26 protein-coding genes are annotated in these 26,709 nt (G+C 66.3%); 18 read left to right on the top strand and 8 right to left on the bottom strand.

Annotated features, from left to right (window positions below; translation table 11 throughout):
• Nucleotides 1-639, bottom strand: a complete 639-nt coding sequence (gene serB / locus ACX3PH_RS14645) for a phosphoserine phosphatase SerB (protein WP_459093425.1) — start codon at nt 637-639, stop codon at nt 1-3.
• 47 nt (nt 640-686) lie between these two features.
• On the bottom strand, nt 687-1,925 hold the full coding sequence (gene glgC / locus ACX3PH_RS14650; RefSeq protein WP_459093426.1) for a glucose-1-phosphate adenylyltransferase: 1,239 nt from the start codon (nt 1,923-1,925) through the stop codon (nt 687-689).
• A 46-nt stretch (nt 1,926-1,971) separates the two neighbouring features.
• Here glgC and glgA point away from each other — a divergent pair, with 46 nt between their 5' ends.
• From glgA to ACX3PH_RS14665, 3 genes are all read left to right on the top strand, one after another.
• The gene (glgA, locus tag ACX3PH_RS14655; RefSeq protein WP_459093427.1) at nt 1,972-3,153 is read left to right on the top strand and encodes a glycogen synthase; all 1,182 of its coding nucleotides are present in this window, start codon (nt 1,972-1,974) and stop codon (nt 3,151-3,153) included.
• Between the two features lie 57 nt (nt 3,154-3,210).
• On the top strand, nt 3,211-3,993 hold the full coding sequence (locus ACX3PH_RS14660) for an ABC transporter ATP-binding protein (RefSeq protein ID WP_459093428.1): 783 nt from the start codon (nt 3,211-3,213) through the stop codon (nt 3,991-3,993).
• 112 nt (nt 3,994-4,105) lie between these two features.
• Entirely contained in the window at nt 4,106-4,360 is a 255-nt protein-coding gene (locus ACX3PH_RS14665; RefSeq protein WP_459093429.1) for a type B 50S ribosomal protein L31, read from the top strand.
• A gap of 61 nt (nt 4,361-4,421) precedes the next feature.
• On the opposite strand, the gene ACX3PH_RS14670 is transcribed toward ACX3PH_RS14665, so the two are convergent.
• Both ACX3PH_RS14670 and treS read right to left on the bottom strand, forming a co-directional pair.
• Nucleotides 4,422-5,111 carry an exonuclease domain-containing protein gene (locus ACX3PH_RS14670; protein WP_459093430.1) on the bottom strand — a complete coding sequence of 230 codons (690 nt, stop codon included), beginning with the start codon at nt 5,109-5,111 and terminating at the stop codon, nt 4,422-4,424.
• A gap of 9 nt (nt 5,112-5,120) precedes the next feature.
• A complete protein-coding gene (treS, locus tag ACX3PH_RS14675) occupies nt 5,121-6,845 on the bottom strand; it encodes a maltose alpha-D-glucosyltransferase (protein WP_459093431.1) in 1,725 nt (574 codons plus the stop codon).
• Between the two features lie 106 nt (nt 6,846-6,951).
• Here treS and ACX3PH_RS14680 point away from each other — a divergent pair, with 106 nt between their 5' ends.
• Nucleotides 6,952-7,851: an alpha/beta fold hydrolase gene (locus ACX3PH_RS14680; RefSeq protein WP_459093432.1), complete on the top strand. Its 900-nt coding sequence runs from the start codon at nt 6,952-6,954 to the stop codon at nt 7,849-7,851.
• A gap of 12 nt (nt 7,852-7,863) precedes the next feature.
• Nucleotides 7,864-8,973 (top strand): glycosyltransferase family 4 protein, encoded by a 1,110-nt coding sequence (locus tag ACX3PH_RS14685; protein ID WP_459093433.1) that lies wholly within the window; start codon nt 7,864-7,866, stop codon nt 8,971-8,973.
• Here ACX3PH_RS14685 and ACX3PH_RS14690 read toward each other — a convergent pair.
• Nucleotides 8,915-9,550 carry a histidine phosphatase family protein gene (locus ACX3PH_RS14690; protein WP_459093434.1) on the bottom strand — a complete coding sequence of 212 codons (636 nt, stop codon included), beginning with the start codon at nt 9,548-9,550 and terminating at the stop codon, nt 8,915-8,917. The two genes, ACX3PH_RS14685 and ACX3PH_RS14690, sit on opposite strands and share 59 nt — an antisense overlap.
• A complete protein-coding gene (locus ACX3PH_RS14695) occupies nt 9,547-10,395 on the bottom strand; it encodes a Sir2 family NAD-dependent protein deacetylase (RefSeq protein ID WP_459093435.1) in 849 nt (282 codons plus the stop codon). Before ACX3PH_RS14695 ends, ACX3PH_RS14690 begins: the two co-directional genes overlap by 4 nt.
• Nucleotides 10,396-10,470: 75 nt before the next feature.
• Between ACX3PH_RS14695 and ACX3PH_RS14700 the strand changes: the two genes are divergently transcribed.
• From ACX3PH_RS14700 to ACX3PH_RS14710, 3 genes are all read left to right on the top strand, one after another.
• On the top strand, nt 10,471-11,268 hold the full coding sequence (locus ACX3PH_RS14700) for a TrmH family RNA methyltransferase (protein WP_459093436.1): 798 nt from the start codon (nt 10,471-10,473) through the stop codon (nt 11,266-11,268).
• Nucleotides 11,269-11,284: 16 nt separating this feature from the next.
• Nucleotides 11,285-12,514 (top strand): D-alanyl-D-alanine carboxypeptidase family protein, encoded by a 1,230-nt coding sequence (locus ACX3PH_RS14705; protein WP_459093437.1) that lies wholly within the window; start codon nt 11,285-11,287, stop codon nt 12,512-12,514.
• A gap of 162 nt (nt 12,515-12,676) precedes the next feature.
• Nucleotides 12,677-13,789: a fatty acid desaturase family protein gene (locus ACX3PH_RS14710; RefSeq protein ID WP_459093438.1), complete on the top strand. Its 1,113-nt coding sequence runs from the start codon at nt 12,677-12,679 to the stop codon at nt 13,787-13,789.
• A gap of 28 nt (nt 13,790-13,817) precedes the next feature.
• On the opposite strand, the gene ACX3PH_RS14715 is transcribed toward ACX3PH_RS14710, so the two are convergent.
• Nucleotides 13,818-14,579 carry an SGNH/GDSL hydrolase family protein gene (locus tag ACX3PH_RS14715; protein ID WP_459093439.1) on the bottom strand — a complete coding sequence of 254 codons (762 nt, stop codon included), beginning with the start codon at nt 14,577-14,579 and terminating at the stop codon, nt 13,818-13,820.
• 153 nt (nt 14,580-14,732) lie between these two features.
• Here ACX3PH_RS14715 and ACX3PH_RS14720 point away from each other — a divergent pair, with 153 nt between their 5' ends.
• Both ACX3PH_RS14720 and ACX3PH_RS14725 read left to right on the top strand, forming a co-directional pair.
• Nucleotides 14,733-15,002 (top strand): GlsB/YeaQ/YmgE family stress response membrane protein, encoded by a 270-nt coding sequence (locus ACX3PH_RS14720; RefSeq protein WP_459093440.1) that lies wholly within the window; start codon nt 14,733-14,735, stop codon nt 15,000-15,002.
• A gap of 120 nt (nt 15,003-15,122) precedes the next feature.
• On the top strand, nt 15,123-16,916 hold the full coding sequence (locus tag ACX3PH_RS14725; RefSeq protein ID WP_459093441.1) for a DEAD/DEAH box helicase: 1,794 nt from the start codon (nt 15,123-15,125) through the stop codon (nt 16,914-16,916).
• A 27-nt stretch (nt 16,917-16,943) separates the two neighbouring features.
• On the opposite strand, the gene ACX3PH_RS14730 is transcribed toward ACX3PH_RS14725, so the two are convergent.
• Nucleotides 16,944-18,215: a glutamyl-tRNA reductase gene (locus ACX3PH_RS14730; protein WP_459093442.1), complete on the bottom strand. Its 1,272-nt coding sequence runs from the start codon at nt 18,213-18,215 to the stop codon at nt 16,944-16,946.
• Between the two features lie 39 nt (nt 18,216-18,254).
• Here ACX3PH_RS14730 and hemE point away from each other — a divergent pair, with 39 nt between their 5' ends.
• From hemE to ACX3PH_RS14770, 8 genes are read left to right on the top strand one after another with little or no spacing between them, the layout of a single operon-like run.
• Nucleotides 18,255-19,325 carry a uroporphyrinogen decarboxylase gene (gene hemE, locus ACX3PH_RS14735; RefSeq protein WP_459093443.1) on the top strand — a complete coding sequence of 357 codons (1,071 nt, stop codon included), beginning with the start codon at nt 18,255-18,257 and terminating at the stop codon, nt 19,323-19,325.
• Nucleotides 19,318-20,673: a protoporphyrinogen/coproporphyrinogen oxidase gene (locus ACX3PH_RS14740; RefSeq protein WP_459093444.1), complete on the top strand. Its 1,356-nt coding sequence runs from the start codon at nt 19,318-19,320 to the stop codon at nt 20,671-20,673. The genes hemE and ACX3PH_RS14740 overlap by 8 nt, the downstream gene beginning before the upstream one ends.
• 4 nt (nt 20,674-20,677) lie before the next feature.
• Complete coding sequence (gene hemQ / locus ACX3PH_RS14745; RefSeq protein WP_459093445.1) at nt 20,678-21,445, top strand: hydrogen peroxide-dependent heme synthase; 768 nt, start codon at nt 20,678-20,680, stop codon at nt 21,443-21,445.
• A complete protein-coding gene (locus ACX3PH_RS14750; RefSeq protein WP_459093446.1) occupies nt 21,442-22,587 on the top strand; it encodes a ferrochelatase in 1,146 nt (381 codons plus the stop codon). The genes hemQ and ACX3PH_RS14750 overlap by 4 nt, the downstream gene beginning before the upstream one ends.
• Complete coding sequence (hemC, locus tag ACX3PH_RS14755; RefSeq protein WP_459093447.1) at nt 22,584-23,534, top strand: hydroxymethylbilane synthase; 951 nt, start codon at nt 22,584-22,586, stop codon at nt 23,532-23,534. The genes ACX3PH_RS14750 and hemC overlap by 4 nt, the downstream gene beginning before the upstream one ends.
• A complete protein-coding gene (locus tag ACX3PH_RS14760; RefSeq protein ID WP_459093448.1) occupies nt 23,534-24,346 on the top strand; it encodes a uroporphyrinogen-III synthase in 813 nt (270 codons plus the stop codon). The genes hemC and ACX3PH_RS14760 overlap by 1 nt, the downstream gene beginning before the upstream one ends.
• Nucleotides 24,347-24,355: 9 nt before the next feature.
• A complete protein-coding gene (gene hemB / locus ACX3PH_RS14765; protein ID WP_459093449.1) occupies nt 24,356-25,354 on the top strand; it encodes a porphobilinogen synthase in 999 nt (332 codons plus the stop codon).
• Nucleotides 25,351-26,700: a glutamate-1-semialdehyde 2,1-aminomutase gene (locus ACX3PH_RS14770; RefSeq protein ID WP_459093450.1), complete on the top strand. Its 1,350-nt coding sequence runs from the start codon at nt 25,351-25,353 to the stop codon at nt 26,698-26,700. Before hemB ends, ACX3PH_RS14770 begins: the two co-directional genes overlap by 4 nt.
• The last annotated feature ends 9 nt before the right edge of the window (nt 26,701-26,709 follow it).

The following is a 26,709-nucleotide window of genomic DNA, read 5'->3' on the forward strand; positions in this document are numbered from 1 at the left end:
TCAGCCCCTCAGGCCCAGCAACCCCAGGAGCTGGCTCAGGTCGCGAACGTCGAGGATGACATCCGCTTCGTCGCGCACCGGCGCCTTCGCGTCGAACCCGACGGACAGCCCGGTGATCTCCATCATCTTCAGGTCGTTCGCTCCATCGCCGACCGCCACCGTCTGACGCAACGGGATGTCGTGCTGCTTCGCCCATTCGATCAGGGTGGAGGCCTTGGCATCCGCGTCGATGATCGCGCCGTGAAGGCCCCCGGTGAGTGCTCCTTCGTGCACTTCGAGACGGTTCGCCCGCCAGAGGTCGAGCCCCAACTCAGCAGCCACCGGGTCGACAACCTCGTGGAAGCCGCCGGAGACGACGCCGACAAAGCCGCCAGAGCCCTGTACCGCACGGATCAGCTCTGGCACCCCCTCCGTGACGACTACCCGTTGCTGCACGGCCGCCAGCGCCGAGATGGGGAGGCCGCGCAGTGTTGCCACCCGTTCTCGCAGGCTCTGCTCGAAGTCGAGTTCACCGTTCATGGCGCGGAAGGTGATCTCGGCTACCAGGTCGTGCGAGCCGGCCTCTTCCGCCAGCAACTCGATCACTTCATTCTCGATCAGGGTCGAATCGACGTCGAGCACGACAAGGAAGCGGGCCATCGGGCAATACCATCCAAGCTCCGGGCCATCAGCCCGGGGAGAGGGGACTAGCGGACGCGAACGCCCTTGCCCACGATGGTGATCCCGGTATCGGTGACCGTGAAGCCGCGTTCGCGGTCTGCGGCCGGATCGACTCCGACGGTCGCACCATCATCGACAACGACTTCCTTATCGAGGATAGCCCGGCGGATGGTCGCCTTCTTGCCGATCTGCACGCCGTCGAACACGATCGAGTCGACCACTTTCGCAGCTGACCCCACGCTCACCCATGGCCCCAGGACGCTGCGCTCGAGGTGCGCACCGGAGAGCAGGCAGCCGAGTGAGACGATCGAGTCGATCGTGGTGCCCAGGTTGCCGTCCGCGTCGCGTACGAACTTCGCCGGCGGCAGGTTCAGTTGCTGGTTGTAGATCGGCCAGTCCCGGTTGTAGAGGTTGAAGACCGGGAGCGCGGAGATGAGGTCCTGGTGGGCATCGAAATACGATTCGATCGTCCCGACGTCCCGCCAGTAGTAGCGATCACGGTCGGTCGCCCCCGGAACCTCATTGCGGTTCAGGTCGTAGACGGCTGCGTCCTGACGCGACACGAATTCCGGCACGATGTCGCCGCCCATGTCGTGGTTCGACGACGCCAGCTCCCCGTCGCGGAGAACGGCGTCCATCAGCACGTCCGCGTCGAACACGTAGTTGCCCATCGATGCGAGCACCTGGTCCGGAGCATCCGCCAGACCGGTCGGGTTCTCCGGCTTTTCCAGGAAGTCGCGGATGCGGGTCGGGTCATCCGGATGCACGTCGATGACGCCGAATTGGTTGGCCAGGGAGATCGGCTGGCGGATCGCTGCCACCGTGACCCCTGCGCCGGATTCGATGTGCGCATCGATCATCTGGCTGAAGTCCATGCGGTAGACGTGGTCGGCGCCCACCACGACCACGATGTCAGGCTTCTCGTCGCGCAGCAGGTTGAGGCTCTGCAGGATGGCGTCGGCAGAGCCGGCGAACCAGCGCTTACCCAGTCGCTGTTGGGCGGGCACGGATGCGATGTATGAGTTCAATATCCCGGAGAGCCGCCAGGTCTGGGACACATGGCGGTCAAGGCTGTGCGACTTGTATTGCGTCAGCACGACGATCTGGCGCATGCCGGAATTGATCAGGTTGGACAGCGCGAAGTCGACCAGTCGGTAGTTGCCGGCGAACGGGACTGCGGGCTTGGCCCGGTCCGCGGTGAGCGGCATCAGCCGCTTTCCCTCGCCGCCGGCGAGCACGATACCGAAGATCTTCTGGGAAGCCATGGCTCCACAGTAGGCTCCCGATATCGTCTGTACTAGCGTCACTAGCGTGAGAGTCGACATATTAACAAGGGAATACCCGCCTGAGGTGTACGGCGGAGCCGGCGTCCATGTCACCGAGTTGGTGCGTGCGCTGCGATCGGAGATCGACGTTCGGGTGCGGTGCTTCGGCAGCGATCGGGAGGGTGACCTCGTTGACGCCTACCGGGTGCCCGGCCAGCTGGCGGAGGCGAATCCGTCGATCGCCACGATGGGCGTCGACCTCCAGATGGCGGCAGACACCGAGGGCGCAGACCTGGTGCACTCGCATACCTGGTACGCAAATCTGGCCGGCCACCTCTCCGCGATGCTCCACGGGATTCCCCACGTGGTCACTGCCCACAGCCTGGAACCGCTTCGCCCCTGGAAGGCGGAGCAACTCGGCGGTGGTTACCGCATTTCCAGCTGGATCGAGCAGACGGCGTTCTCCGGGGCGCACGCCATCATCGCGGTCAGCGAAGGCATGTCCCGCGACATCCTCCGCTCCTATCCCTTTCTGGACCCGGCCAAGGTGCACGTCGTTCACAACGGCATCGACCTCACTCGGTGGAAGCCGGTGCACGATGAGCAACTGGTCAGGAGCCTCGGCGTGGACCCGAACCGCCCGTCCGTGGTGTTCGTCGGGCGGATCACCCGCCAGAAGGGCCTGCCCTACCTGCTTCGGGCTGCTGCATTGCTTCCGCCGGAGGTTCAGCTCGTCTTGTGCGCCGGCGCGCCGGACACCCCGGAGATCCTGCAGGAGGTGCAACGTGGCGTTGCGGAGCTGCAGGCAACCAGGGATGGCGTCGTCTGGATAGAACGCCTGCTGTCCCAACCGGAACTGGGAGCATTGCTCACCGCCGCGACGACGTTCGTCTGCCCATCGATCTATGAGCCGCTCGGGATCGTCAACCTGGAGGCCATGGCCTGCGGTGCTGCTGTCGTCGGCACAGCCACCGGTGGCATCCCGGAAGTGATCGACGACGGTGTCACAGGACGCCTCGTCCCGATCATGCAGGCCCAGGACGGCACCGGGCTTCCCATCGATCCGGACGGGTTTGTTCGCGACCTGGCCGCTGCGTTGACCGAAGTGGTCTCCGACCCGGTCCGGGCCAAGGTAATGGGGGAGGAGGGGCGAGCCCGTGCCGAACGGGAGTTCGGCTGGGACCGGATAGCCGCGGCAACGCAGGAGATCTACCGCTCCCTCCTCTGAGCGCTGCACTCCGGGCCGCTGCGCTCGCCCGGTGGTGCCACAGGTTAGGGTAAAAGCATGGCCAGCGTTCTCCAGCTTTCCGACGTTTCCGTCGTCCGCAACAACAACCACATCCTTTCCTCCGTCAATTGGACGGTCGAACCGGAAGAGCGTTGGGTCATCCTCGGGCCGAATGGGGCAGGCAAGACCACCCTGTTGCAGGTTGCCGCGGCGATGACGCACCCCACCTCCGGACAGGCGCGCCTGCTCGACGGTTCGCTCGGCTCGGTGGATGTCTTCGAATTGCGTCCACGGATCGGTTTCGCCTCGACGGCGATGGCCAAGCGGATCCCGCGTGCTGAGACGGTGCTCGACGTCGTCCTGACGGCGGCGTACTCGGTCACCGGGCGGTGGCGTGAGGAGTACGAAGACGTCGATATCCGACGCGCCAAGCGAGTTCTGGCCGAATGGAAGCTCGACACCTTCGCGGATCGCCGCTTCGGGGACCTGAGCGACGGTGAGCAGAAGCGCGTGCAGATCGCTCGCTCGGTCATGACCGATCCTGAGCTGCTCCTGCTCGACGAGCCGGCAGGCAGTCTCGACCTCGGTGCACGCGAGGAACTGCTGATGCTCCTCGGCGGCTATGCCACGGCCAGCGAGGCACCGGCGATGGTCATGGTCACCCACCACGTCGAGGAGATTCCTCTCGGGTTCGGCCACGCCATGCTGCTGGCGGATGGCGAGATCCAGGCGGCCGGCCCGATCGAGAGCGTGCTCACCTCCCAGAACGTGAGCGACACGTTCGGGCTCGGAGTGGAAATCGAGCAGCACGACGGCCGCTTCACCGCGAGGGCCGTCTAACTCTGATATCGTGGATAGTCGGCTTAACACCCGTCCTATCGTTTCGACCCGGGCACACTGGCCGGTCGACATCCCACAATCATTCAAGCAACACCCAATTCAAGGAACAACCATGAAGTCTGGCATTCACCCCGAGTACGCACCCGTAGTCTTCCGTGACCTCGCGTCCGGCGAGACGTTCCTCACCCGGTCCACCGTGGGCAGCGCCAAGACCATCGAGTGGGAAGACGGCAACTCGTACCCGGTCATCGACGTCGAGATCTCGTCTGCTTCGCACCCGTTCTACACCGGCAAGCAGCGCATCATGGACTCGGCCGGTCGCGTCGAGAAGTTCAACACGCGTTACAAGGGCTTCGGCAGCAAGTAACAAGGCTTTCAGGAGAGGGCGACCAGCACCGGCTGGTCGCCCTTTTTCGCGCCCGCCCTCCCTACAGCTCGGGCCAAAGGTGCGACTTGGAGAAGTTCGGGTCCTTGGTGCGCCTCATGTAGTCCTCGAAGCTCGCGGACTGTTCGGCGCACCATGCGACCTGCATGCGGTGGAGGTCCTGCGCATCCGACTCGAGGGACGCCCCATACCGTCGGGCGATGGCCTGCGCGACCCTGCCGGCGGCCACGGCATCCGCTGCCGCATCGTGGGCGTCTTCGAGGATGACCCCGTAGACCAGGGCCGCCGCTTCGAGAGTGCGCTTGCCCTTGCGCCAGCGGTCCATCGCCTTGTCGAGCACCAGCGGGTCGACAATGGCCAGGGGCGTCGGCAGGGGAGCGATCCCGTAGCGAACCGCTTCGCGGTTGAGCAGTGTCAGGTCGTATGGTGCGTTGAAAATGGTGATCGGAATGCCCCGAGCCACCAGCAGTTTCAACTCGATGATGATCTCGGCGATCACCTCCGCCGCTGGACGACCATCCGCACGGGCGCGTTCGGTGGAGATGCCATGCACCGCGGTGGCCTGCTCCGGAATCTCGATCCCCGGGTCGGCCAGCCAGCTGCGGGTCTCGATCGGGTCACCGTCGACATCGATGACGCCGACGTGGGCAGAGACGATCCTGCTGGTTTCCAGGTCGATGCCGGTTGTTTCGAGGTCGAAGACGCCAAGAGTTTCATGCCAAGGGTTGCTCACGCCCTAACCCTATTGCCGACCACCGGCATACCCTGGCGTGCCGACGTGCAGCCAGTAGAAGCTCTGTGTCGCGAGGGTCAGGGTGAGGGTGCCGTCCTCGGTGAAGTCGGGGAACCGGCCTCCGCCGAAGAGGTCGAAAAGTTCTGACCCGCCGAACGTGTCCGACTTGATCGTGACGGAGGTGGGGTTGTGGGCGAAGCTGAAGACGCACAGCACGTCTTCTGCGGAGTCGCCGAACCGCTGCTGATCGCCGCCGTAGGAGCGGACGAAAGCAAGAACGGACGGGTTATCGGTCTCCAGCACGGTGATCGAGCCCAGCCCGAACACCGGATGCGCCTTCCGCACGTGAATGACGTTGCGCACCCAGTGCAGCAGCGAGCGCGACTGGGCGAGCTGCGACTCAACGTTGGCCAGGGCGTAGTTGTAGACCAGCGACTGGACGACCGGGAGGTAGAGCTTGCCCGGGTCGGCCGAGGAGAACCCGGCGTTGCGGTCAGGGGTCCACTGCATCGGCGTCCTGGAGGCATCACGGTCGGGGAGCCAGATGTTGTCGCCCATCCCGATCTCGTCCCCGTAGTAGAGGAACGGTGAGCCGGGCAGCGAGAACAGCAGGGCGTGCGCGAGTTCCAGCTCGGCCCGCGAATTGTCGAGGAGAGGGGCCAGGCGGCGGCGGATGCCAACATTGACGCGCATCCGCGGGTCGTAGGCGTACCAGCCGTACATCGCCTGCCGGTATTCCTCGGAGACCATTTCCAGCGTCAACTCGTCGTGGTTGCGCAGGAAGATGCCCCACCCGGCCCCTTCGGGAACATCCGTGGTCTCCGACAGCACCTTGACCAGTTCGTCCGCCTGCTGGGAGCGCAGCGAGTAGAAGATTCGCGGCATGACCGGGAAGTCGAACGCCATGTGGCACTCCGGCTCCTCCTCGGTGCCGAAGAACGCCGCAACCTCCCGGGGCCACTGGTTGGCCTCGGCGATCATCACCCGACCGGGATAGTCCTGGTCGACCATTGCCCGCAACGTCTTGATGAACTCGTGCGTCGGCGGTTCGCCCTCACCATTGCCCTCATCGGATTCGTACAGGTAGGGGATGGCATCCAGCCGGAATCCGTCAACACCGAGGTCGAGCCAGAACCTGACCACCTCGAAGATGGCCTCGTGAACGGCCGGGTTCTCATAGTTGAGGTCGGGTTGGTGTGAGAAGAATCGGTGGAAGTAGAACTGGCGGCGCTCGGAGTCGAAAGCCCAGTTGGAGTCCTCGTAGTCGGTGAAGATGATGCGAACGTTCGGGAACTTCTCGTCGCTGTCGCTCCACACATAGAAATCGCCGTACGGGCCATCCGGGTCCTGGCGGGACTGCTGGAACCAGTCGTGAGCATCCGAGGTGTGGTTCAGCGGCAGGTCGATGATGACCCGCATGTTTCGTTCATGCGCCTTGGTGACCAGCTCCTGGAACTCGTCGAGCGTTCCGAACTCAGGCAGGATCGCCCGGTAGTCGGCCACGTCGTAGCCGCCGTCGCGCAGGGGCGAGACGAAGAACGGGGGAAGCCACAATGCGTCCACGCCGAGCCACTGCAGGTAGTCGAGCCGCGAGATGAGCCCCTGAAGGTCGCCCGAGCCGTCGCCGTTGCTGTCCACGAACGAACGGACCATCACCTGGTAGAAGACGGATCGTCGATACCACTGGGGATCCAGGGTCAACCCGGGCAATTGGATCGGTGCGGTGAAGCTCACAGGGCTCCTCTCCGAGCAGGGAGGTCGTTGCAAATGTGGGAACGGTTCGAGTCTAGGTCGCCGTGCAAGCGTTTGCCTGAAGCTGCATTGCCTAGACTGACACCTGATGAACCTAGAATCGCCCTTCGCCGGCCAACTGAGCACCCTCCCCATCGAAAAGCACGAGGTAGAGGTGCTGGGCTCCACCACTCGCTACTGGATCTATGGGGCTCCGGATGCCACGACCACCGTCGTCATCTCCCACGGCTACCGAGGCGAACACCACGGCCTGGAGCCGGTCATCGCACAATTGCCCGAAGTCCGCTTCATCGGGCCGGACCTTCCCGGCTTCGGCGAGTCCACGCCGATGACCGAGGCACCGCACAGCATCGACGGGTATGCCACCTGGCTGACCGCCTTCGTCGATGCTCTCGGCCTCACCGGCACTGCCGTCATCCTGGGTCACTCGTTCGGCACGATCACGTCCACGGCCGCCTTGGCGAAGGGGCTGCAGACGCCCGCCCTCATCCTGATCAACCCGATCTCCGTCTCCGGCCTGAACGGCCCGCGGCCGCTCGCCACGCGCGCGACAGTCTGGTACTACAAGGTGGCCGGCTGGCTGCCGGAACGCCTGGGTCTGGCCCTGCTGAAGAGCTGGCTGATCGTGCAGTTCATGAGCATGTCCCTGGTGAAGACCAGGGACAAGGCGCTGCGCAAGTGGATTCACCGCGAGCACCACACCTACTTCAGCGATTTCGCCGATCGCGACGTCGTGGTCGAGGCGTTCGACGCATCCATCAGCCACCACGTCGGTGACTTCGCCTCGGGGATCTCGGTGCCCACCCTGATGGTCGCCGCCGAACTGGACGATATCACGCCGGTGGCCGCGCATACCCCGGTCGTGAACGCCATCGGCGACGCCAGGCTGGTCGTGCTGCCGGATGTCGGCCACCTGATCCACTACGAGAAGCCGAAAGAGGCGGCAGCCGCGATCCAGGAGTTCCTTGCCGACCTGGGCAGGGCCTGAGGCTTCCACTCGATGAAGATCGTCTTCGACTGCCGTTACACCAGGACTGACCGTCACGACGGAATCAGCCGGTACACGGCCGGATTGGTCACCGCGCTCTCCGAACTGCATCCGGTGACCATGCTGATCAGCGACGAGCGGCAACTCGAACTCCTGCCCGACCTGCCGTGGATCATGGGCTGCGATCCGACCAGCCTGCGTGAACCGTGGGTGTCGCGGGCGGTCAACCGGGCGGGGGCCGACGTGGTGTTCAGCCCGATGCAGATGATGGGTTCAGCCGGTCGACGTTACCGGTTGATCCTCACCCTCCATGACCTCATCTACTACACGAACCGCACGCCACCGCGGTATTTCTCCTGGCCGGTTCGGCTCGGGTGGCGCGTCTATCACCTTTCGTGGTTGCCGGTGAAGCTGCTCCTGCGGCGGGCGGACGCGGTTGTCACCGGGTCATACACGACCAGGCAGGAGCTCCTGGACGCGCGTGTCTACGACCGAGAGATCACCGTGGTGCGCAGTGCCGTCGACCGCGCTGGGGTGGCGGCGCGACCGGCGCCCACCGGCAAGAACCTGGTATATATGGGCTCGTTCATGCCGTACAAGAACGTGGAGACGATTGCGACGGCGCTGCACCGGCTTCCCGGCTACACCCTGCACCTGCTGAGCGGCATCTCGCCGGCGGACCGGGATCGGTTGAGCGCCCTGGCGCCGGTCGGCTCCCTCGAGTTCCATGACGGGGTGAGCGAGGACGAATACTTCGATGCGCTATCCACTGCGACGGCCCTCATCACGGCATCCCGGCAGGAGGGTTTCGGCATCCCGCTGGTCGAGGCGATGAGGGTCGGCACACCGGTCGTGGTCAGTGACATCCCCGTCTTCCACGAGATCGGTGGCGAAGCGGCCGGCTACTTTCCACCGGACGACCCGAGCGCGTTGGCTGCAGCTGTGACGGCCCTGGAGAGTCCGGGGGAGTGGGAGGCGCGTTCGCGGGCATCCGTCGCCCAGGCCAAACAGTTCACCTGGCAGGAGTCGGCCGGGGTGCTGTTCGAGCTGATCAGGAAAACGGTCAGCGTTCCCGCCCCTCGATCGGATTCTGTTCCGGGAAGTCGTCCAACCCGGGCATGACCGACGCGGTCTCGATCGGGTCGTCGAAGGCGACCAGTTCCAGCACCTCATCGACGTAACGGAGGCTGTGCACCGACCCGTTCGGGATGGCATCGGTGTGGTGCGGGCCGTGGTCGGGCCCGACTGCCTTCAGGACCGTGCGGATGACGCCACCGTGGCTGACAACGACGAAGGAGCGGCCAGGCCCTTGCTCAGCCAGCTCGATGAGGGCTGGTATCGCACGGTCGGCCACGGCGGAGCGGGGTTCCCGGCCGGCGACCGGGGTGTCCCCTGGGAACCGCTCAAGCAGTTGCTCTCCGGTCAATCCTTCCGCCTCGCCGTAGTTGCGCTCGACCAGGGCGTCGAGCATTGCCGGCTCGGGAAGGCCCAGCTCCGCCGCAATGATGCTTGCGGTCTCCGCGGCTCGGGACAGCGGGCTGGTGACCACGCCATCCCACCGGCGGCGACCGAGAAGCCGTCCGGTCGCCCTGGCCTGCTCCCGGCCGGTGTCGTTGAGCTCGATGTCCGTTGATCCCTGGATCCTCCTGGCCTGGTTCCAGTCGGTCTCCCCATGGCGAACGAGGTACAGGTAGGTCATCGGACCCCAGCCTCTCGGTGCCCGGGCATCAAGCGGCCGGCCAATGCGGTCAGCGTTGACGACGCATCCGCATCGATCTTCACAGTGGCCCGTGGGTCACCCCTGGTCTCACCGCGGTTGACGATGATCACCGGCAGTTCCCGTCGCACCGCCTGGTCGAGAAGGCGGATGCCCGAGTTGACGACCAGGGACGAGCCGACGATGAGCAGGGCATCCGACGACGCGATCATGCCGCGTGCCTGCACGCTCTTCGCCGGGGGGATGAACTCGCCGAAGTAGACGATGTCCGGGCGGAGGACGCCTCCGCACACTTCACACTGCGGGACGACCAGGCGGTCAAGCTCCGACACCTCGACGTCGCCGTCCGGCCCGAGAACGCCCTCATCGAGTTCGAGCAGCCACGGGTTGCGCCGGGCGATGGTCTCGGCCACCGCCTCCCGGGAGTACAACTGCCCGCAGGTCAGGCAGCGCACCCGGTCGGTGCTGCCGTGGAGTTCGATGACCTTGGCCGAACCAGCCCGTTGGTGCAGGCTGTCCACGTTCTGCGTCATCACGCCGGTGACGATGCCCGCCCGCTCGAGGTCGGCCAGCACCCGGTGTCCGACGTTCGGCTCGATGGACCCGAACCTGGCCCAGCCGAGCTGGCTGCCGGCCCAATAACGCTTGCGATACCGTTCGTCGGTCAGGAAGTCGGAGATCGTCATCGGAGTCCGTGGGGTGGAGCCTTCACCGCGATATCCGGGAATGCCGGAGTCGGTGCTGATGCCCGCCCCGGTGAGAACGGCAATCGTTCGACCGCCGAGCGCTGTGACGGCGGCAGCCAGCGCGCCAGGATGTGACACCATGAATCTCCTCGTCCGTCTCGGTCTCAGGGTAAACCCGCCGAGCTGCGGAAATGTTTCAGCGGTCAGGGAGGCCACGTGCAGATCATCCGGATAACCGACCTGGATCATGCCGGGCTTGCCGACTATGCGAGGTTGACAGATGTCGCGCTGCGCCGGGTGTCCGAGCCTGCTGGCGGGCTCTATATCGCCGAGTCGCCGAAGGTGATCGACCGTGCCATCCGCGCCGGGCATCGCCCCCGATCGTTCCTGGTGCTCGAGAAATGGCTGGACACCGTCGTGCCGTTCGCCGAAGCCACAGATGCGATCGTCTACGTCGGAGAGGATGACCTGCTCCACTCGTTGACCGGGTTCAGCCTGCACCGGGGCGCCCTGGCATCCATGCACCGCCCGGAACTTCCGCCGGTGGGGGAGTTGCTTCTGGGCTCGAGGCGAGTGGTGGTGCTGGAGGACATCGTCGACCACACGAACGTCGGTGCCATCTTCCGTGCCGCCGCGGGACTCGGCGCGGATGCCGTGCTGATCTCGCCGCGCTGCGCCGATCCGTTGTACCGCCGAAGCGTCAGGGTGAGTATGGGCACGGTGCTTCAGGTGCCGTGGACGAGGCTGCCGGAGTGGAGCGAAGCCCGGGGAATGCTGACGGAGGCCGGGTTCCACATCGCGGCCCTCGCGCTGTCCGATAGCGCCGTGGACCTCGATCAATTCGCTGCGGATCCGCCGGAACGCATTGCCATTGTCATGGGTGCGGAGGGTGACGGCCTCAGCCGTGAAGCGATGGTCGCCGCCGACACGGTGGTGACCATCCCGATGCTGGCCGGAGTTGACTCCCTCAACGTCGCAGCGGCCAGCGCGGTGGCGCTCTGGGCACTTCGGTGAAAACTATGCTGTTCGAGTGCGAGTAAACCCGGCCCAGAAGTATCGGCGCCGCCGATTGACCGTGTTCGGCGGCCTCGCTGTGGTGCTCTCCGCACTCTCCTACCTGCCGCTCACGCTGCTGGCCCCGGTTGGGCAGGTCACCGCCGAAGTCCTGCCGTACGAGGCGCCCGAGGTCACGGAGCACGCTCTTGCCTGGCCGTCCAACGCTGCAACTGCGGTCGGTGCTGTCGGGTTCCCCGGCGTATTGGCATCCACCGGAACTGATGAGCCGCGCTCGATCGCCAGCATCTCGAAGATCATCACCGCTCTGGTGGTGCTGCAGGAACATCCGCTGGCCGAAGGTGAGTCCGGTCCGACGGTGACCTTCGACAGGGTGGATGTGAGTTATTACCACGACTACCAATCCGTCGGTGGCATGGTCAAGCCGGTGCGTGCCGGCCTGACACTCACCCAGCGCGAGTTGCTGGAGGTGGTGCTGATCTCCTCGGCGAACAACTACGCGAAGTCGCTGGCGGTCTGGGGGTTCGGTTCCGAATCCGCCTTCCTGGATGCCGCACGCAGCTGGCTTGACGAGCACGGGCTGACGACGACGGCGATCTATGAGCCGACCGGCATGGACCCACGGAACACGAGCACGGTGACCGAGTTGCTCGAACTGGCCAAGCTGGCGATCGCCGACCCGACCGTCTCCGCGGTCGTTGCCATGCCCTCGGCAACACTGCCGCACATCGGGACCTTCGAGAACTCGAACCGGTTGCTCGGCAGCCTCGGCATTGACGGGATCAAGACGGGAACGCTCGATGAGTCAGGCGCCTGCCTGCTTTTCTCCGCCGACTTCCCGGTGGGTGAGAAGACGGTGACGGTGGTCGGCGTTGCACTCGGCGGTGTCGATCACGACACGCAGTTTCCCCAGGTGAACGCCCTCATGAACACGGTCGCTGCTGGGTTCCATGACCTCGAGCTGGTCCGCAAGGGGCAAGTGCTCGCGGACTACAGCTCGGTGTGGGACGGGCGAGCAGAGGCAATCGCCGGAGGTGGGTACTCGCAATTGGTCTGGGGAGCACCGAGCATCGAGTCCGAAATCGTCGTGAATCGCATTGGCGTCGCCGTTGACGGAACACCGGTCGGGACCCTGCGTTTGACGGTCAACGGAACGGTCACAGAGGTGCCCCTGGAGCTCGAAGGCGACCTCGCGGATCCCGGTCCGCTGTGGCGTCTCAGCAACCCATTCGCCCTCGCCGGTTGATGCTTCATATGCCTCAAACAGCATATAGATGCTGGGAATCTTCGCAAAACGCAGCGGAATCCGAGCGCTGGGCGCGGCGCGTGCCGTAGTGTCGTAGACATCCGTTTGAGCGTTTGCTTACATCACCAAACCCGACTGGGAAGTCACCAGAATCGAGGTCCCGTGACTGATTCGTCCGCAACCGCAACGCAGGCTCCCGTGGTCACGTTCACCAAGACGAAACCGGGTGGACGCCGAGGCAATCCGACCACCGAGTATTCGTCCCTGCTGAACACCGTCCGGGACGCCGGCCTGCTGCGCAGGCGCACCGGGTTCTACTACCTGATCTTCTCGCTCATCACCCTCGCGCTCGGCGGGGTGGTCACCGGATTCATCCTGCTCGGCGACAGCTGGTTCCAGCTGCTGATGGCGGCAGCACTCGGCGTGATCCTCACCCAGTACGCCTTCCTCGCCCACGAGGCGGCACACCGCCAGATCTTCACCTCGGGCAAGGTCAACGACCTCGCCGGCCGGACACTGGCCAACCTCTTCGTCGGCATCAGCTACTCCTGGTGGATGACCAAGCACAGCCGCCACCACGCCAACCCGAATATCGTCGGCAAGGACCCGGACATCGAGCCGGACTTCGTCATGTTCCGCGAGGAAGACACGGCGAAGACGAAGGGCATCTACGCCTGGGCGCTCAAACGCCAGGGCTACCTGTTCTTCCCGGTACTCATGCTCGAGGGACTGAACCTCCACATGCACGGCCTGAAGACCGTTTTCGGGCGCGGCAAGGTCGACAAGCGCTGGCTGGAGATCTCGATGATCCTCACCAGGCTGAGCGCGTACGTCGCCGTCATCTTCCTCATGCTCCCGGTCGGAATGGGCTTCGCCTTCATCGGAGTCCAGCTCGCCGTCTTCGGCGTCTACATGGGCGCATCCTTCGCGCCGAACCACAAGGGCATGCCGATCCTGCCCCACGACAGCAAAGTCGACTTCCTGCGTCGCCAGGTGCTGACCTCCCGCAACATCAAGGGCAACTGGGTCATGGACACCTTCATGGGCGGCCTCAACTACCAGATCGAGCACCACCTGTTCCCGAACATGCCGAGGCCGCACCTGCGCAAGGCGAACGAGATTGCCAAGGAATATTGCCAGACGCACAACATCCCGTTCACGGAGACCACTCTGACCCAGTCGTACGGGATCGTCATCCAGTACCTGAACCGGGTCGGCCTTGCCGCCGGCAGCGATCCATTCGATTGTCCGGCTGCAGCCCAGTTCGGGCGTTAGCCACCTTCTTCGTCTGCGCGCGGCCGGGTTAGTAGCCCGGCCGTTTCGCCGTCACATTGTCGCCCGATGACTGGTGGCGGATGCGCCGGACGACCCATGGCACCAGGTACTCGCGAGCCCAGCCGATGTCTTCCACCCGCGCTTTCCGCCAGTTGATGGGTGGCAGCGGTTCGGGGGCGAATGGCTCCAGGTCATTCTCGACTCCGAGCGCGTCCAGCACCATCCTCGCAACAGTGTGGTGCCCGGTGGGGGAGAAGTGGAGGCGGTCCGGCGCCCACATCCGCGGGTCGCGCAGGTCGGTAAGGGCCCACATATCCGCCACGATCGCATCCTGGCGCACGGCGACAGCACGCAGGTTCTCGTTGTAGATGGCGACCTTCCCGCGCAGCCGCCCGAGCACGGGCGTCATGCCGATATCAGGCCCGTTGAAGAGCACCACGGTCGCGCCGTCCGAGCGCAGCCGTTTGACGGTCTCCTCCAGCCGGCTGGCGACATCGTCCGGATCCGTATTGGGGCGGATGATGTCGTTGCCGCCGGCAGAGATGGTGATCAGGTCGGGGCGCAGCTCCAGTGCCGGTTCGACCTGTTCGTCGATGATCTGCTGGAGCAGCCGGCCCCTGACGGCGAGGTTGGCGTAGGAGAACTCCTCGGTCTGGGAGCTGAGCACCTCGGCGACGCGGTCGGCCCAGCCCCGATGTCCGCCCGGACTTTTCGGTTCGGGGTCGCCGATGCCCTCGGTGAACGAGTCGCCAATGGCGACGTATCTGGTCCAGGGGTGTTGCCGACTCATAGTCCAACACTGCCCGATGCACGGCGGACGCGCCAAACCCACATAGCGCGCGATTCACCAAGAGACAAGGGTTGCCCCCCAAACGGGGGAGTGCGACGATTGTTCAAGCGTTTCAAAGCGGAACGCGAAATATGACCGTATGGAGTTGACACCATGGGTATCATCGGTTGGATTGTTCTGGGACTGATTGCCGGAGCCATTGCGAAGGCCATTCTCCCTGGTCGTCAGGGCGGCGGGTGGCTGATGACGCTGCTGCTCGGAGTTGTCGGTGCATTGATCGGTGGCTGGATCGGTTCCGCCATCTTCGGCATCGGACTCGAAGAGTTCTGGTCATTCCAGACCTGGATCGTGGCCATCCTCGGAGCCATCCTGGTTCTGGCCATTTATGGCTTCGCCACCAAGGGAAGCCGCAATAGGGCATAACGCGTAGACGCAGGTGGGCCCCGCGGCGATGCCGCGGGGCCCATTGTCGTTGGCACCCATGGCCGCGGACTCCGCTGTCGCGGAGTCCGTTGTCACCCGGTGCCGGTAGAGTCTTGTCAGGTGAGCGCTCCCCTTTCTTTCGGCCATCAGGTCGGCACTTCGGCAGCGGAACACCTCTCTCCGGCCTTCCCCGAACGTGCCGCCCGCGGCACCGCCGACAAGCTGCGGGCCTGGCAGCAGGAGGCCCTGGAGCTCTACCTCGACACCAGCCCGAAGGACTTTCTCGCCGCCGCGACGCCGGGAGCAGGCAAGACCACCTTCGCCCTGAGGATTGCGACCGAGCTTCTGGCCAACGGGACCATCAACCGGGTGACGGTCGTCGCGCCGACTGAGCACCTCAAGCGGCAGTGGGCGGATGCAGCCCATCGCGTGGGCATCCGCCTCGACCCCGCGTTCAAGAACGCCCACGGCTGGCATGGGCGCCATTTCCACGGCGTTGCCGTCACCTATGCCCAGGTGGCGACCCGCGCGAGCCTCCATCGCACCATGACCGAGGGTGCCCGCACCCTGGTGATCCTCGACGAGGTGCACCACGGCGGTGACGCGCTGAGCTGGGGCGACGCCATCCGCGAGGCGTTCGAGCCTGCAGCGCGACGATTGTCGCTCACCGGTACGCCATTCCGGTCGGACACCTCGCCCATCCCGTTCGTGTCCTACCACCCTGACGAGCACGGCATCCGCACTTCGCGGGCCGACTACTCCTACGGGTACGGGCGCGCGCTGGCCGATGGTGTGGTTCGCCCGGTGATCTTCCTCTCCTACGCCGGGAAGATGCGCTGGCGCACCCGCACCGGCGACGAGATGGAGGCACGCCTCGGGCAGGGCGATACCAAGGACGTCACTGCGCAGGCGTGGCGAACGGCCCTCGACCCCGAGGGGGACTGGATCCCGTCGGTGCTCCGGGCGGCCAACCGACGCCTGACCGAGGTGCGTCACAGCATTCCGGATGCCGGCGGCCTGGTCATCGCCACCGACCACTATGCGGCGCGCTCCTACGCGAAGATCCTGCAATCGATCACCGGGGAGAAGCCGACCGTTGTGCTCTCCGATGAGAAGGCGGCGAGCGATCGGATCGCGAAGTTCGCGGCGGCCGAAAGCCGGTGGATTGTGGCGGTACGCATGGTGTCCGAGGGCGTGGACATCCCGCGCCTGGGCGTGGGGGTCTACGCGACCTCCGCCTCAACGCCGCTCTACTTCGCGCAGGCGATCGGGCGGTTCGTGCGTACCCGCCGCCGCGGTGAAACGGCGTCGATCTTCCTCCCCAGCGTTCCCGCGCTCACCGCACTCGCACAGGCGCTGGAACTGGAGCGCGACCACGCGCTCGATCGCGACACCGGTGACGGGCTCGAGGAGATCCTGCTCGACGACGATTCGCTGGATGAGGCGAACCGCTCGGAGTCGGCCTCCGCCGATGCGGATCTCTTCGACTTCAAGCCACTGGCATCCGATGCCAACTTCGACCGGGTGCTGTATGACGGCGGCGAGTTCGGTTTCGCCGCAGACGTCGGCAGCCTGGAGGAGCTCGACTTCATCGGCATTCCGGGGCTGCTCGAGCCCGACCAGGTGCGAGACCTCCTGCGCGCCCGACAGGCGCGGCAATCCAGGCGGGTCGGCGATCGCAAGCGGCAGGCGGAGGAGCGCGGAGTCGTGTCGGACGAGCCGCCACCGCTCTACCGCAACCTGAAGGAGCAGCGCAGCCTGCTGAACTCCCTGGTTGGCTCACGAGCGAAGCGCACCGGCGAACCTCACGCCATCATCCACGCCGAGTTGCGGCGGCGGGTGGGTGGCCCAGCCGTTCCGCAGGCCAGCGTCGCCCAGTTGCAGGCCAGGATCGACCTGCTGCGGCGCGGTTAGACAAGCAGGGAGTTAGGCAAGCGGGGATTAGGCGAGCAGCTCGCCTTCACCCGATTCGGATGCGACGACGGATGCCGCAGACTCCTTCGGCTCGATTCCGAACACGGCGGCCAGACCGCCGACGAATTCGTCGCCGCGACCGGACCGTGCAAGTTCCCGGGCACGCATCGATGGTCCGTGGAGCAGCACCCCGGCGAAGTGGCGAAGGTCGGCTTCGCTTTGTGCACTCCAGGTGCCGCGGTTCCTCGACCGCTCGATTTCAGTCTCGAGCGTCGCCAGCACCTGCTTGCGCAGGGCGACGACCGCCATTGCCGTGCTGCGTTCGGCTTCCTTCGTGCTGAATGACTGGACGGCATCGTCGACTACCGCGTGGGCGTCCTCGGTGGCGCTGAGCTCCTCAAGCGGAGCGTGCAGGCGGATGGTCTCGAGGTCGAGAAGTTCGATGCCGGGAAGGGACGCCACCTCGGGGGAGACATTGCGGGGCAGGCCCAGGTCGATGATGAGGCGGTGCCGGCCCGATGACAACTCGGCGCCGGTGAGCACCGGTAGTTCTCGGCTGGTGCAGGCGATGACCAGGTCGACTTGTGCCACGGCCGCCTCGAGGGACTCGGCTGCCGTGAGGGAGAGCCGAGCGGCGAACTGGGCGGCCCGACCGGAGGGGGAGTAGACGATGATGTCTTCAGCACCACGGTCGCGGAGGGCTGCGACGGTGGTGGCGGCGTACTGCCCCGTTCCGATCAACAGCACCCGGGTTTCCACCCAGTCGGCGATTCGGCTGGATGCCAGCTCCAGCCCGAGGCGCACCAATGACCGATCTGCCCGACCCACCGCCGTGGTCGACTTCACCGTCTTCGAGGTTCGGGACGCCGCCTGGAACAACCGCTCCAGGCCCGAGGAGGCACCACCGACCGCCCGCGCCTGCTCCAGGGCCCGGCGCACCTGGCCGGCGATCTCGTCCTCACCGATGACCACGGATTTCAGGCCGGCCGATACGCCGAAAAGGTGAGGCGCGACATCCGCCTCCTGAAGCGTGCCGATCGAGTTCTCCAGCGCACTGGTCGGGATGCCTGTGGAGTTGCTGAGAGTTTGGAGGACGGATGCCCTCAGGTCGGCTGCCGGTACGGTGTCTGCCACCTCGAGATAGGCCTCGAAACGGTTGCAGGTGGACAGCACCACGGCGCCGTTCACCCCGGCGATCCCACGCAGGACGGACTCGGTACTACCGGAATCGTGGGCCGCCAACGACTCCAGGATGTCGAAACTGGAGAGATGGTGGTTGGCGGTGAAACAAACGAGCACCCATCTAGGGTACGTCCACCAAGATGACAGACTTGACAGGTGATTGATTCTGCGCGCCTGCCTGCCACCCATCCACTCCTCGACGGCCGCACCGCCGACTCCGCACTGATCCGGAGCTACCGGGGCGAGCGGCCCGATCGGCTTCCGGTCTGGTTCATGCGCCAGGCCGGCCGTTCCCTTCCGGAATACCGCGACCTGCGGGTGGGAACAGCCATGCTCGACGCCTGCCTGAACCCGGAACTGGCCAGCGAGATCACGCTGCAGCCGGTGCGGCGTCATGGCGTTGACGCGGGGATCTTCTTCAGCGACATCGTGGTTCCGATCAAACTCGCCGGGGTGGAGGTCGACATCGTGCCTGGGAAGGGACCGGTGCTGGCTTCCCCCATCCGCAGCGCGGCTGACGTTGCAGCGTTGCGGCCGATCGATGAGGCTTCACTGGCGCCGATTTCGGATGCCGTAGCGCTCACCGTGGCAGAACTGGGCAATACACCCCTGATCGGCTTCGCCGGCGCACCGTTCACCCTCGCGGCCTACCTCGTCGAAGGCGGGCCGTCGAAGGACCACCTGCGGGCGCGAGCGCTCATGCACTCCGACCCGGAGACCTGGGACGCGCTGCTGGGCTGGGCGGCGGATGTCACCGGGCAGTTCCTCAAGGCTCAGATGCTTGCCGGTGCGAGTGCGGCGCAATTGTTCGACTCCTGGGTCGGTTCTCTCAGCGTCGCGGACTACCGCGAGCGTGTTGCCCCATTCTCGGCACAGGCTCTCAGCCATGTGCGTGACCTCGGGGTGCCGATCGTGCACTTCGGCGTCGGAGCAGGCGAGCTGTTGAACGCCATGCACGAGGTGGGGGCGGATGTGATGGGCGTCGACTATCGCACACCCCTGGATGAGGCCAGCCATCGGCTCGGCGACCGCGTTCCGCTTCAGGGGAACATCAACCCGGCGATGCTCTCTGCGCCGTGGGCAGCGCTGGAGAGCCACGTCATCGACGTGATCGAGCGCGGTCGTGCAGCTCCATCTCACGTGGTCAACCTCGGCCACGGCGTTCCGCCCGACACCGACCCGGCGGTGCTGACCAGGATCGTCGAGCTCGTCCACTCCCGTGGCTGACCATGACGTCATCGTCGTCGGGGCGGGGATCGCCGGGCTGACGGCCGCGCGCGACCTGGCCATGGGCGGACTGTCCGTGCTGCTGCTGGAGGCGTCCGAGAATGTCGGCGGGAAGGTGACCAGCCATACCGTTGCCGGCGTGGAACTCGACGCCGGAGCCGAGAGCTACGCGACCCGTGGGGACACGGTCGCTGCGCTGATCCGGGAGCTGGGCCTCGCCGACCAGTTGGAGTCACCGGATCCGGCCGGGGCGTGGCTGTACCGCGAAGACGGCTCAGCACATCCGCTTCCCCGGACAAGCCTGCTGGGAATCCCCGCCACACCGATGGCAACGGATGTGATCGACGTCATCGGCCTCGCCGGCGCATTCCGTGCCCAGCTCGACTCCCTCATCCCGGGCGTGTTCGGAGGGCGCGAGACACACCTCGGGCCCCTCGTCCGCAAGCGCATGGGACGACGCGTGCTCGACCGACTCGTCGCCCCAGTGGTCAGCGGCGTGCACTCACGGCATCCGGACGATGTGGAGGTAGACCGGGTGGCACCCGGCCTCAGGAGGGGCCTGCGCAGGTACGATTCGCTGGCCAAAGCCGTGCTCGTTCTGCGGGAAGCCGCGCCAGCAGGAACCAGCGTCGGCGGCATCCGCGGCGGCATCCATCGCCTGGCAGCGGAGTTGCACCATGATGTTGTGTCGTTCGGCGGGGAGACCCGGTTCGGCTGCACGGTGCAATCGGTCGATACCGACGGCGTGACGACCGCAGCGGGGGAGCGGATCAAGGCGCGGCACGCGGTGTTCACCTCGGCGGCCGGGACGGACGGTTCGCCGATCGTCCTGGCGACCCTGGTTGTCAGGCTTCCGGCCCTCGACGACGCGCCGCGCGGCACAGGTTTGCTCGTCGAGTCCGGTTCGGCGACCGTTTCGGCGAAGGCGCTGACTCACGCAACAGCGAAGTGGGGCTGGCTCGCCGAGTCGGTGGGGGAGCATCGTCACGTTCTGCGGCTCTCCTACGACCCTGCACGCCTGGGCTCTTCCGACTTGGGCTCATCCGATCTGAAATCCTCGTCCGACCTGAACGCGACGAATCTCGATTCGACAGGCCTCGCTGAGCTCGCCAGGACGGATGCCCAACACCTGCTGGGGGTGGCGATTCCGCCGGAGGCGGTGGAGGGATTCGCCCGGGTCGCGTGGTCGTCGAGTCCGAGCGCAGTTCCGGTGCCTGATGGGGTGATCGCCATCGGGGAGTCGGTGGCCGGAACGGGTCTGGCCGCGGTCATCAGCCACGCACGGCGGGAGGCTGGCGGCCTTCTCAGTGAACTGGCAGGAACACCAGCGGGTCTGGAGGATGATTGAAGGCATGACAACCAGCCACAGCGGCACCGCATCAGCCAGCACCGCATCATCCAGCACCGCACCCTCCAGTTCACCAGCACCGCTCGCCAACGCGGTCACGACACCGCCGGCGGGGGAGACCGAATACACCCTGTGGACGGTCTTCCGGCGAACCCCCGGCCAGGCGATGCCCACCGAGGCGGATGCTGCCGAACTCGCTGCCGTCATTCCCGAGCTGGAGGCCACCGGGGTCACCCTCCGCGGCATCTACGACGTGTCCGGACTGAAAGCCGACTCCGACGTGATGCTGTGGCTGCACGGGGTCTCGCCCCAGAGCATCCAGTCGGCGCTGCGGCGCCTGCGTCGCACCGCCATCCTGGCGCCGCTCACGCCGACCTGGAACACCATGGGCGTTCACCGTGACGCCGAGTTCTCCCACAACCATGTGCCGGCCTTCATGCGAGGCAAGGAACCGGCCGAATGGCTGACCGTCTACCCCTTCGTGCGGTCCTACGAGTGGTACCTGCTGGAGGCTGACGACCGCAAGGCGATGCTGGCCCGCCACGGGCGCATGGGCGGCGCCTTCCCCGGCGTGCTGGCCAACACGGTCGCTGCCTTCGCGCTCGGCGATTACGAGTGGGTGCTGGCACTGGAAGCCGACGACCTGCTCGAACTGGTCGACCTGATGAGGCACCTGCGCCAGGCGGATGCCCGGCTGCACGTGCGCGAAGAGATCCCGTTCTACACCGGCCGGCGTGTCACCCCGCAGGAGTTGGTCGAGGTCTTGAGTTGAGTCTCGTTGCCGGCGCGACCGAGGCTGCAGCCAGCGGCCCCGAGCACGTGACAGAGCCGACGGCGTACGACGCCATCTTGCTGGCGTCGTTCGGCGGCCCGGAAGGCCAGGACGATGTCATCCCGTTCCTCCGCAACGTCACCCGCGGCCGCGGCATCCCGGAGGAACGCCTGGAAGAGGTGGCCACCCACTACCGCGCATTCGGCGGGGTGAGCCCGATCAACGACCAGAACCGGGCGCTGAAGGCTGCCATCGAGGCCGAACTGGGGCGCCGCGGCATCCGCCTGCCGGTCTTCTGGGGCAACCGCAACTGGATGCCGTACCTGCGCGATGCCGTCACCGAAGCCCATGACGCCGGCCACCGCAGGCTGATCGCGATCGGGACGAGTGCCTACAGCTCGTACTCCAGTTGCCGCCAGTACCGTGAGGACTTCGCGCTGGCACTGGATGAGACCGGGCTGAACGACGTGATGCGGATCGACAAGGTGCGGCAGTTCTTCGACCATCCTGGATTCGTGACCCCATTCGTCGAAGGCACCCACTCGGCGCTGGCAGCCTTCGAAGCCGACGGCTTCACGGCAGACCAGGTGCACGTCCTCTTCAGCACCCACAGCATTCCCACCACCGACGCAGAGCGCAGCGGCCCGGCCGAGCGCGAGTTCGGCACAGGAGGCGCCTATGCCGCTCAGCATCAAGCGGTCGCCGAGGTTGTCATGGCCGATCGCGCGGAGGGCTGGACGCTCGTCTACCAGTCACGCTCCGGTCCGCCGGCGATGCCCTGGCTGGAGCCGGACGTGAACGACAAGCTTGCGGAGCTGGCATCCGCCGGCATCAAGGCTGTCGTGATCGTGCCTCTCGGCTTCGTGAGCGACCACCTCGAAGTGAAGTGGGACCTCGACACGGAAGCCCTGCAGACGGCGGAGGGTCTCGGCCTGGCCGCCGTGCGCGTTCCCACCCCGGGGGTGCATGCGGCATTCGTCTCCGGTCTCGTCGACCTCGTCGTCGAGCGGATCGAGGGGACGCCGGTCGCCGAGCGGCCGGCCCTGACCGAACTCGGTCCGTGGTACGACGTCTGCCGGCCCGGGTGCTGTGAGAACGTTCGACTCGGATTCAAACCAGCATTGGCAGGATTGGCACCATGACGACCACAGATACCGGAACGATCCGCATCGGCACCAGGCGCAGTGCCCTCGCCATGGCGCAGACGGGCGCCGTGGCAGACCAGATCGCCCGGACTTCCGGGCGTGAGGTCGAGTTGGTGCAGATCACCACCTCCGGCGACACCTCTCAGGAATCCCTGTCGAGCCTGGGCGGCACCGGGGTGTTCGCCAGTGCCCTGAGGGAAGCGTTGCTGGCGGGCGAATGCGACCTGGTCGTGCATTCGCTGAAGGACCTTCCGACGGCGCCGGTTCCCGGGCTTCGGATCGGCGCCACGCCGAAGCGGGCGGATGCCAGGGACGTCCTGGTCGCGCGGGACGGGCTGGTACTCGACACACTCCCAGTCGGCGCCAAGGTAGGCACCGGGTCCCCCAGGCGGGCAGCCCAGTTGGGTGCCGCCAGGAGCGACCTCGAGATTCTCGACATCCGGGGCAACGTGGACACCCGGCTCGGCCGGGTCAGCGAGGGCGACCTGGATGCTGTCGTGCTGGCTGCCGCTGGGCTCACCCGGCTGGGCCGGCTGGAGTCTGTCAGCCAGTTCTTCGAGTTGTCCCAGTGGCCGACAGCGCCGGGGCAGGGCGCGCTTGCCCTTGAAGTGCGCACCTCCGTCCCTCGTGGGATCGCGGACGTCCTCCAGAAGATCGACCACAGCACCTCACGGCTGACCGCAAGCGCGGAGCGGGCGGTCCTTGCTCGGCTGGAGGCCGGATGCGCTGCACCCGTCGGCGCGACGGCGGTCATCGACACCAGCCTGCTGCTGCTCACTGCGACCGTCCTGAGCCCCGACGGCACTAAATCGCTCACCAGCTCCCACGCCGGCGTGCTTGAAGGTTCACCAGCCGAACGCGACGCCCTTGCCCAGGAGTTGGGTGAACGGGTCGCCGATGAGCTGCTCGCCCAAGGGGCGGCCGAGTTCGCCCCACTGGCGTGATGGTCGAAACCAGTGGCGTTTCCGGCCTGCGGGTGCTCGTACCCCGAGGCGGCGACGTTGGCGCCCGCCTTGCCGCCGCCGTCTCGGCTCGTGGGGGTGTTCCGGTGATTGCGCCGGCGATTGAGTTTTCGGAACCGGCCGACCCACTGGCGGTGACGGATGCCTGTGCGCGGCTGTCGGCCGGCGAGTTCGACTGGGTCGCGCTGACCAGCGCCACGGCTGTCGAGACGTTGGTGCAGCACCAGGTGCGGATCCCCGAGCGCACCCGGGTCGCAGTGGTGGGACCGGGCACCCGTCACGCGATGGAGACTTCTGGATTCCGCGTCGACTTCATGCCATTGGCCGCGTTTTCCGCAGAGGCGATGGTCGCGGAGTGGCCGGTGTCGTCGGGCACTGTGCTACTGCCGCTATCGGCGATCGCCGAACCCACGCTCGCTGACGGGCTCACCGCTCGGGGACTGGATGTCACGGCGGTTGCCTCGTACAACACCATCGCTCTCCGCTGGGATGACGACACCCGCAGGCAGTGGTGCGATGACGGTTTCGCTGCAGTGCTGCTCACCTCTGCCAGCGTCGCTCGGGCCGTCGCCGGGCAAGGCGACGCGGTTCCCGCGACGACGATCGTCGCCTGCATCGGCGAGAGCACGGCAACCGGCGCCCGCTCCGCCGGGTTGCCGGTGCACGTGGTCGCCAAGACCAGCACTGCTGATGGCCTGGTCGAAGCCCTCAGCGACTACGTCACTACTGAATTCACCAGCACTACTGAATCCACCAGCACTTTCACCCACCACAACTCCACCCACCACAACTGAGGTCACTCCATGACAACCGGACCGAGCATCCGCCCCCGCCGACTCCGCACCAGCCCAGCGATGCGACGGCAGGTCGCCGAGACTCGCCTGCATCCGGCCGACCTGGTGCTGCCGCTGTTCGTGCGTGAAGGCATCCGGTCACCGCAACAGATCGCGTCGATGCCTGGCGTGATGCAGCACACCATCGACAGCCTCAAGCAGGCGGTGTCCGAGGCCGCCGATGCCGGTATCGGCGGAGTGATGCTGTTCGGGGTTCCCGAGCACAAGGATGCGATCGGGTCGGGCGCCACCGACGAAGACGGCATCCTCAACGTTGCGACCCGCGCGGTGGTGGCCGAGGTGGGCGAGCGTCTGGTCGTGCAGACCGACCTGTGCCTGGACGAATTCACCGACCACGGACACTGTGGGGTGCTCGACGCGGATGGACGCGTCGACAACGACGCGACGCTGGATCGCTACCGCGAGATGGCGATCGCCCAGGCGTCCAGCGGTTCCGCCCTTCTCGGGCTCAGCGGAATGATGGACGGCCAGGTCGCAGCGGTACGGGAGGCGCTCGACGCTGACGGTTTCACCGACACGGCCATCCTCGGCTACGCCGCCAAGTACGCGTCGGCGTTCTACGGTCCGTTCCGTGAGGCCGTGGACTCGAGCCTGGTCGGCAACCGTCGCAGCTACCAGCTGGATCCTGCGAACCGGCGCGAAGGCGTTCGGGAGATCCTGCTCGATGTGGCGGAGGGCGCCGACGTGGTCATGGTGAAACCGGCGATGAGCTACCTCGATGTGCTGGCGGATGCCGCAGCCGTCAGCGAGGTCCCGGTGTGGGCGTACCAGGTCTCCGGCGAGTACTCGATGGTTGAGGCCGCTGCAGCGAACGGCTGGATCGACCGCGACCGCGCCATCGAAGAGAGCGTGCTCAGCATCAAGCGGGCGGGCGCGGATGCCGTGCTCACCTATTGGGCGACGGAACTCGCAGGCACACTGCGCCGAACCATGGGGAACAAACAATGACAGACCAGACAACAAGCACGCCGCTGACCGACACCGCGCTGACCAACGAGGCTGCTTTCGCCCGGGCGCAGGCTGCCATCCCGGGTGGGGTCAACTCCCCGGTGAGGGCGTTCGGCTCGGTGGGCGGCACCCCACGCTTCTTCGTATCGGCGAGCGGTGCGTACGTCACCGATGTCGAGGGGCGGCAGTACGTCGACCTCGTCGCGTCCTGGGGACCGGCGATCCTCGGCCACGCCCACCCCTCAGTTGTCGCCGCGGTGCAGGCCGCCGCGGCATCCGGGCTGTCGTTCGGCGCATCGACGCCAGGAGAGACGGAACTCGCCGAACTGGTCTGCGAGCGGATGTCGCCGGCCGTCGAGCGGGTGCGTCTCGTATCGACGGGCACCGAGGCGACGATGACGGCCATCCGCCTCGCTCGGGGTGCGACCGGTCGTGACCTCCTGGTGAAGTTCGCCGGCCACTACCACGGTCACTCGGATGGGCTGCTGGCCGAGGCCGGTTCAGGTGTTGCCACCCTGGCGCTTCCCGGTTCTGCCGGGGTTCCCGCTGCCGTGGCCGCGCAGACGCTGGTGCTGCCGTACAACGACCTGGAAGCCGTGCGGTTGGCGTTCGCCGAGCACGGCGACCGGATCGCCGCGATCATCACCGAGGCGGCAGCAGCCAACATGGGCGTGCTCGCTCCCGAGCCCGGCTTCAACGCCGCGCTCTGCGAGCTCGCCCACGACCACGGCGCACTGGTCATCCTCGACGAGGTCCTGACCGGTTTTCGCGTAGGGAGCGCAGGCTGGTGGGGACTGGAGACCGCGACGGGAGGCTACTACCAGCCTGACCTGTTCACTTTCGGCAAGGTCGTCGGCGGCGGGATGCCGCTGGCCGCCCTGGGTGGTTCGGCCGCGCTCATGGACCACCTGGCCCCGGCCGGACCGGTCTACCAGGGCGGGACGCTGAGCGGAAACCCGGTCGCAGTGGCGGCGGGCCTGGCCACTCTCATTCAGACCACTCCGGAGCTGTACTCCCGGCTGGATGCGGTAGCCGACCAGCTCGCGGCAGCGACCTCCTCCGCACTGGCCGCTGAAGGGGTCACCCACGTGGTTCAGCGGGCTGGAAACCTGTTCTCGTTCGCCTTCCTGCAGGATTCGCCCCGCAACTATGCCGAGGTGAAGAGCCAGGAGGCTTTCCGGTACCCGCCGTTCTTCCACGCGATGCAGGGCGCCGGAGTCTCGCTGCCGCCGTCGGTGTTCGAGGCCTGGTTCGTGAATGGCGCGATGGACGATGACGCCATTGGTCGCATCCTTGACGCCCTTCCCGCAGCGGCTCGGGCAGCGGCAGCGGCGCGGCCGGTCTAGCGCGGGCGG

It is taken from the genome of Homoserinimonas sp. A520 (assembly GCF_054489245.1).

What these genes read in the sequence shown, in the direction of transcription:
- serB (WP_459093425.1), bottom strand. Translation starts at nt 639, where the DNA reads ATGGCCCGCTTCCTTGTCGTGCTCGACGTCGATTCGACCCTGATCGAG.
- glgC (WP_459093426.1), bottom strand. Translation starts at nt 1,925, where the DNA reads ATGGCTTCCCAGAAGATCTTCGGTATCGTGCTCGCCGGCGGCGAGGGA.
- ACX3PH_RS14660 (WP_459093428.1), top strand. Translation starts at nt 3,211, where the DNA reads ATGGCCAGCGTTCTCCAGCTTTCCGACGTTTCCGTCGTCCGCAACAAC.
- ACX3PH_RS14665 (WP_459093429.1), top strand. Translation starts at nt 4,106, where the DNA reads ATGAAGTCTGGCATTCACCCCGAGTACGCACCCGTAGTCTTCCGTGAC.
- ACX3PH_RS14680 (WP_459093432.1), top strand. Translation starts at nt 6,952, where the DNA reads ATGAACCTAGAATCGCCCTTCGCCGGCCAACTGAGCACCCTCCCCATC.
- ACX3PH_RS14685 (WP_459093433.1), top strand. Translation starts at nt 7,864, where the DNA reads ATGAAGATCGTCTTCGACTGCCGTTACACCAGGACTGACCGTCACGAC.
- ACX3PH_RS14690 (WP_459093434.1), bottom strand. Translation starts at nt 9,550, where the DNA reads ATGACCTACCTGTACCTCGTTCGCCATGGGGAGACCGACTGGAACCAG.
- ACX3PH_RS14695 (WP_459093435.1), bottom strand. Translation starts at nt 10,395, where the DNA reads ATGGTGTCACATCCTGGCGCGCTGGCTGCCGCCGTCACAGCGCTCGGC.
- ACX3PH_RS14715 (WP_459093439.1), bottom strand. Translation starts at nt 14,579, where the DNA reads ATGAGTCGGCAACACCCCTGGACCAGATACGTCGCCATTGGCGACTCG.
- ACX3PH_RS14720 (WP_459093440.1), top strand. Translation starts at nt 14,733, where the DNA reads ATGGGTATCATCGGTTGGATTGTTCTGGGACTGATTGCCGGAGCCATT.
- hemQ (WP_459093445.1), top strand. Translation starts at nt 20,678, where the DNA reads ATGACAACCAGCCACAGCGGCACCGCATCAGCCAGCACCGCATCATCC.
- hemC (WP_459093447.1), top strand. Translation starts at nt 22,584, where the DNA reads ATGACGACCACAGATACCGGAACGATCCGCATCGGCACCAGGCGCAGT.
- ACX3PH_RS14760 (WP_459093448.1), top strand. Translation starts at nt 23,534, where the DNA reads ATGGTCGAAACCAGTGGCGTTTCCGGCCTGCGGGTGCTCGTACCCCGA.
- hemB (WP_459093449.1), top strand. Translation starts at nt 24,356, where the DNA reads ATGACAACCGGACCGAGCATCCGCCCCCGCCGACTCCGCACCAGCCCA.
- ACX3PH_RS14770 (WP_459093450.1), top strand. Translation starts at nt 25,351, where the DNA reads ATGACAGACCAGACAACAAGCACGCCGCTGACCGACACCGCGCTGACC.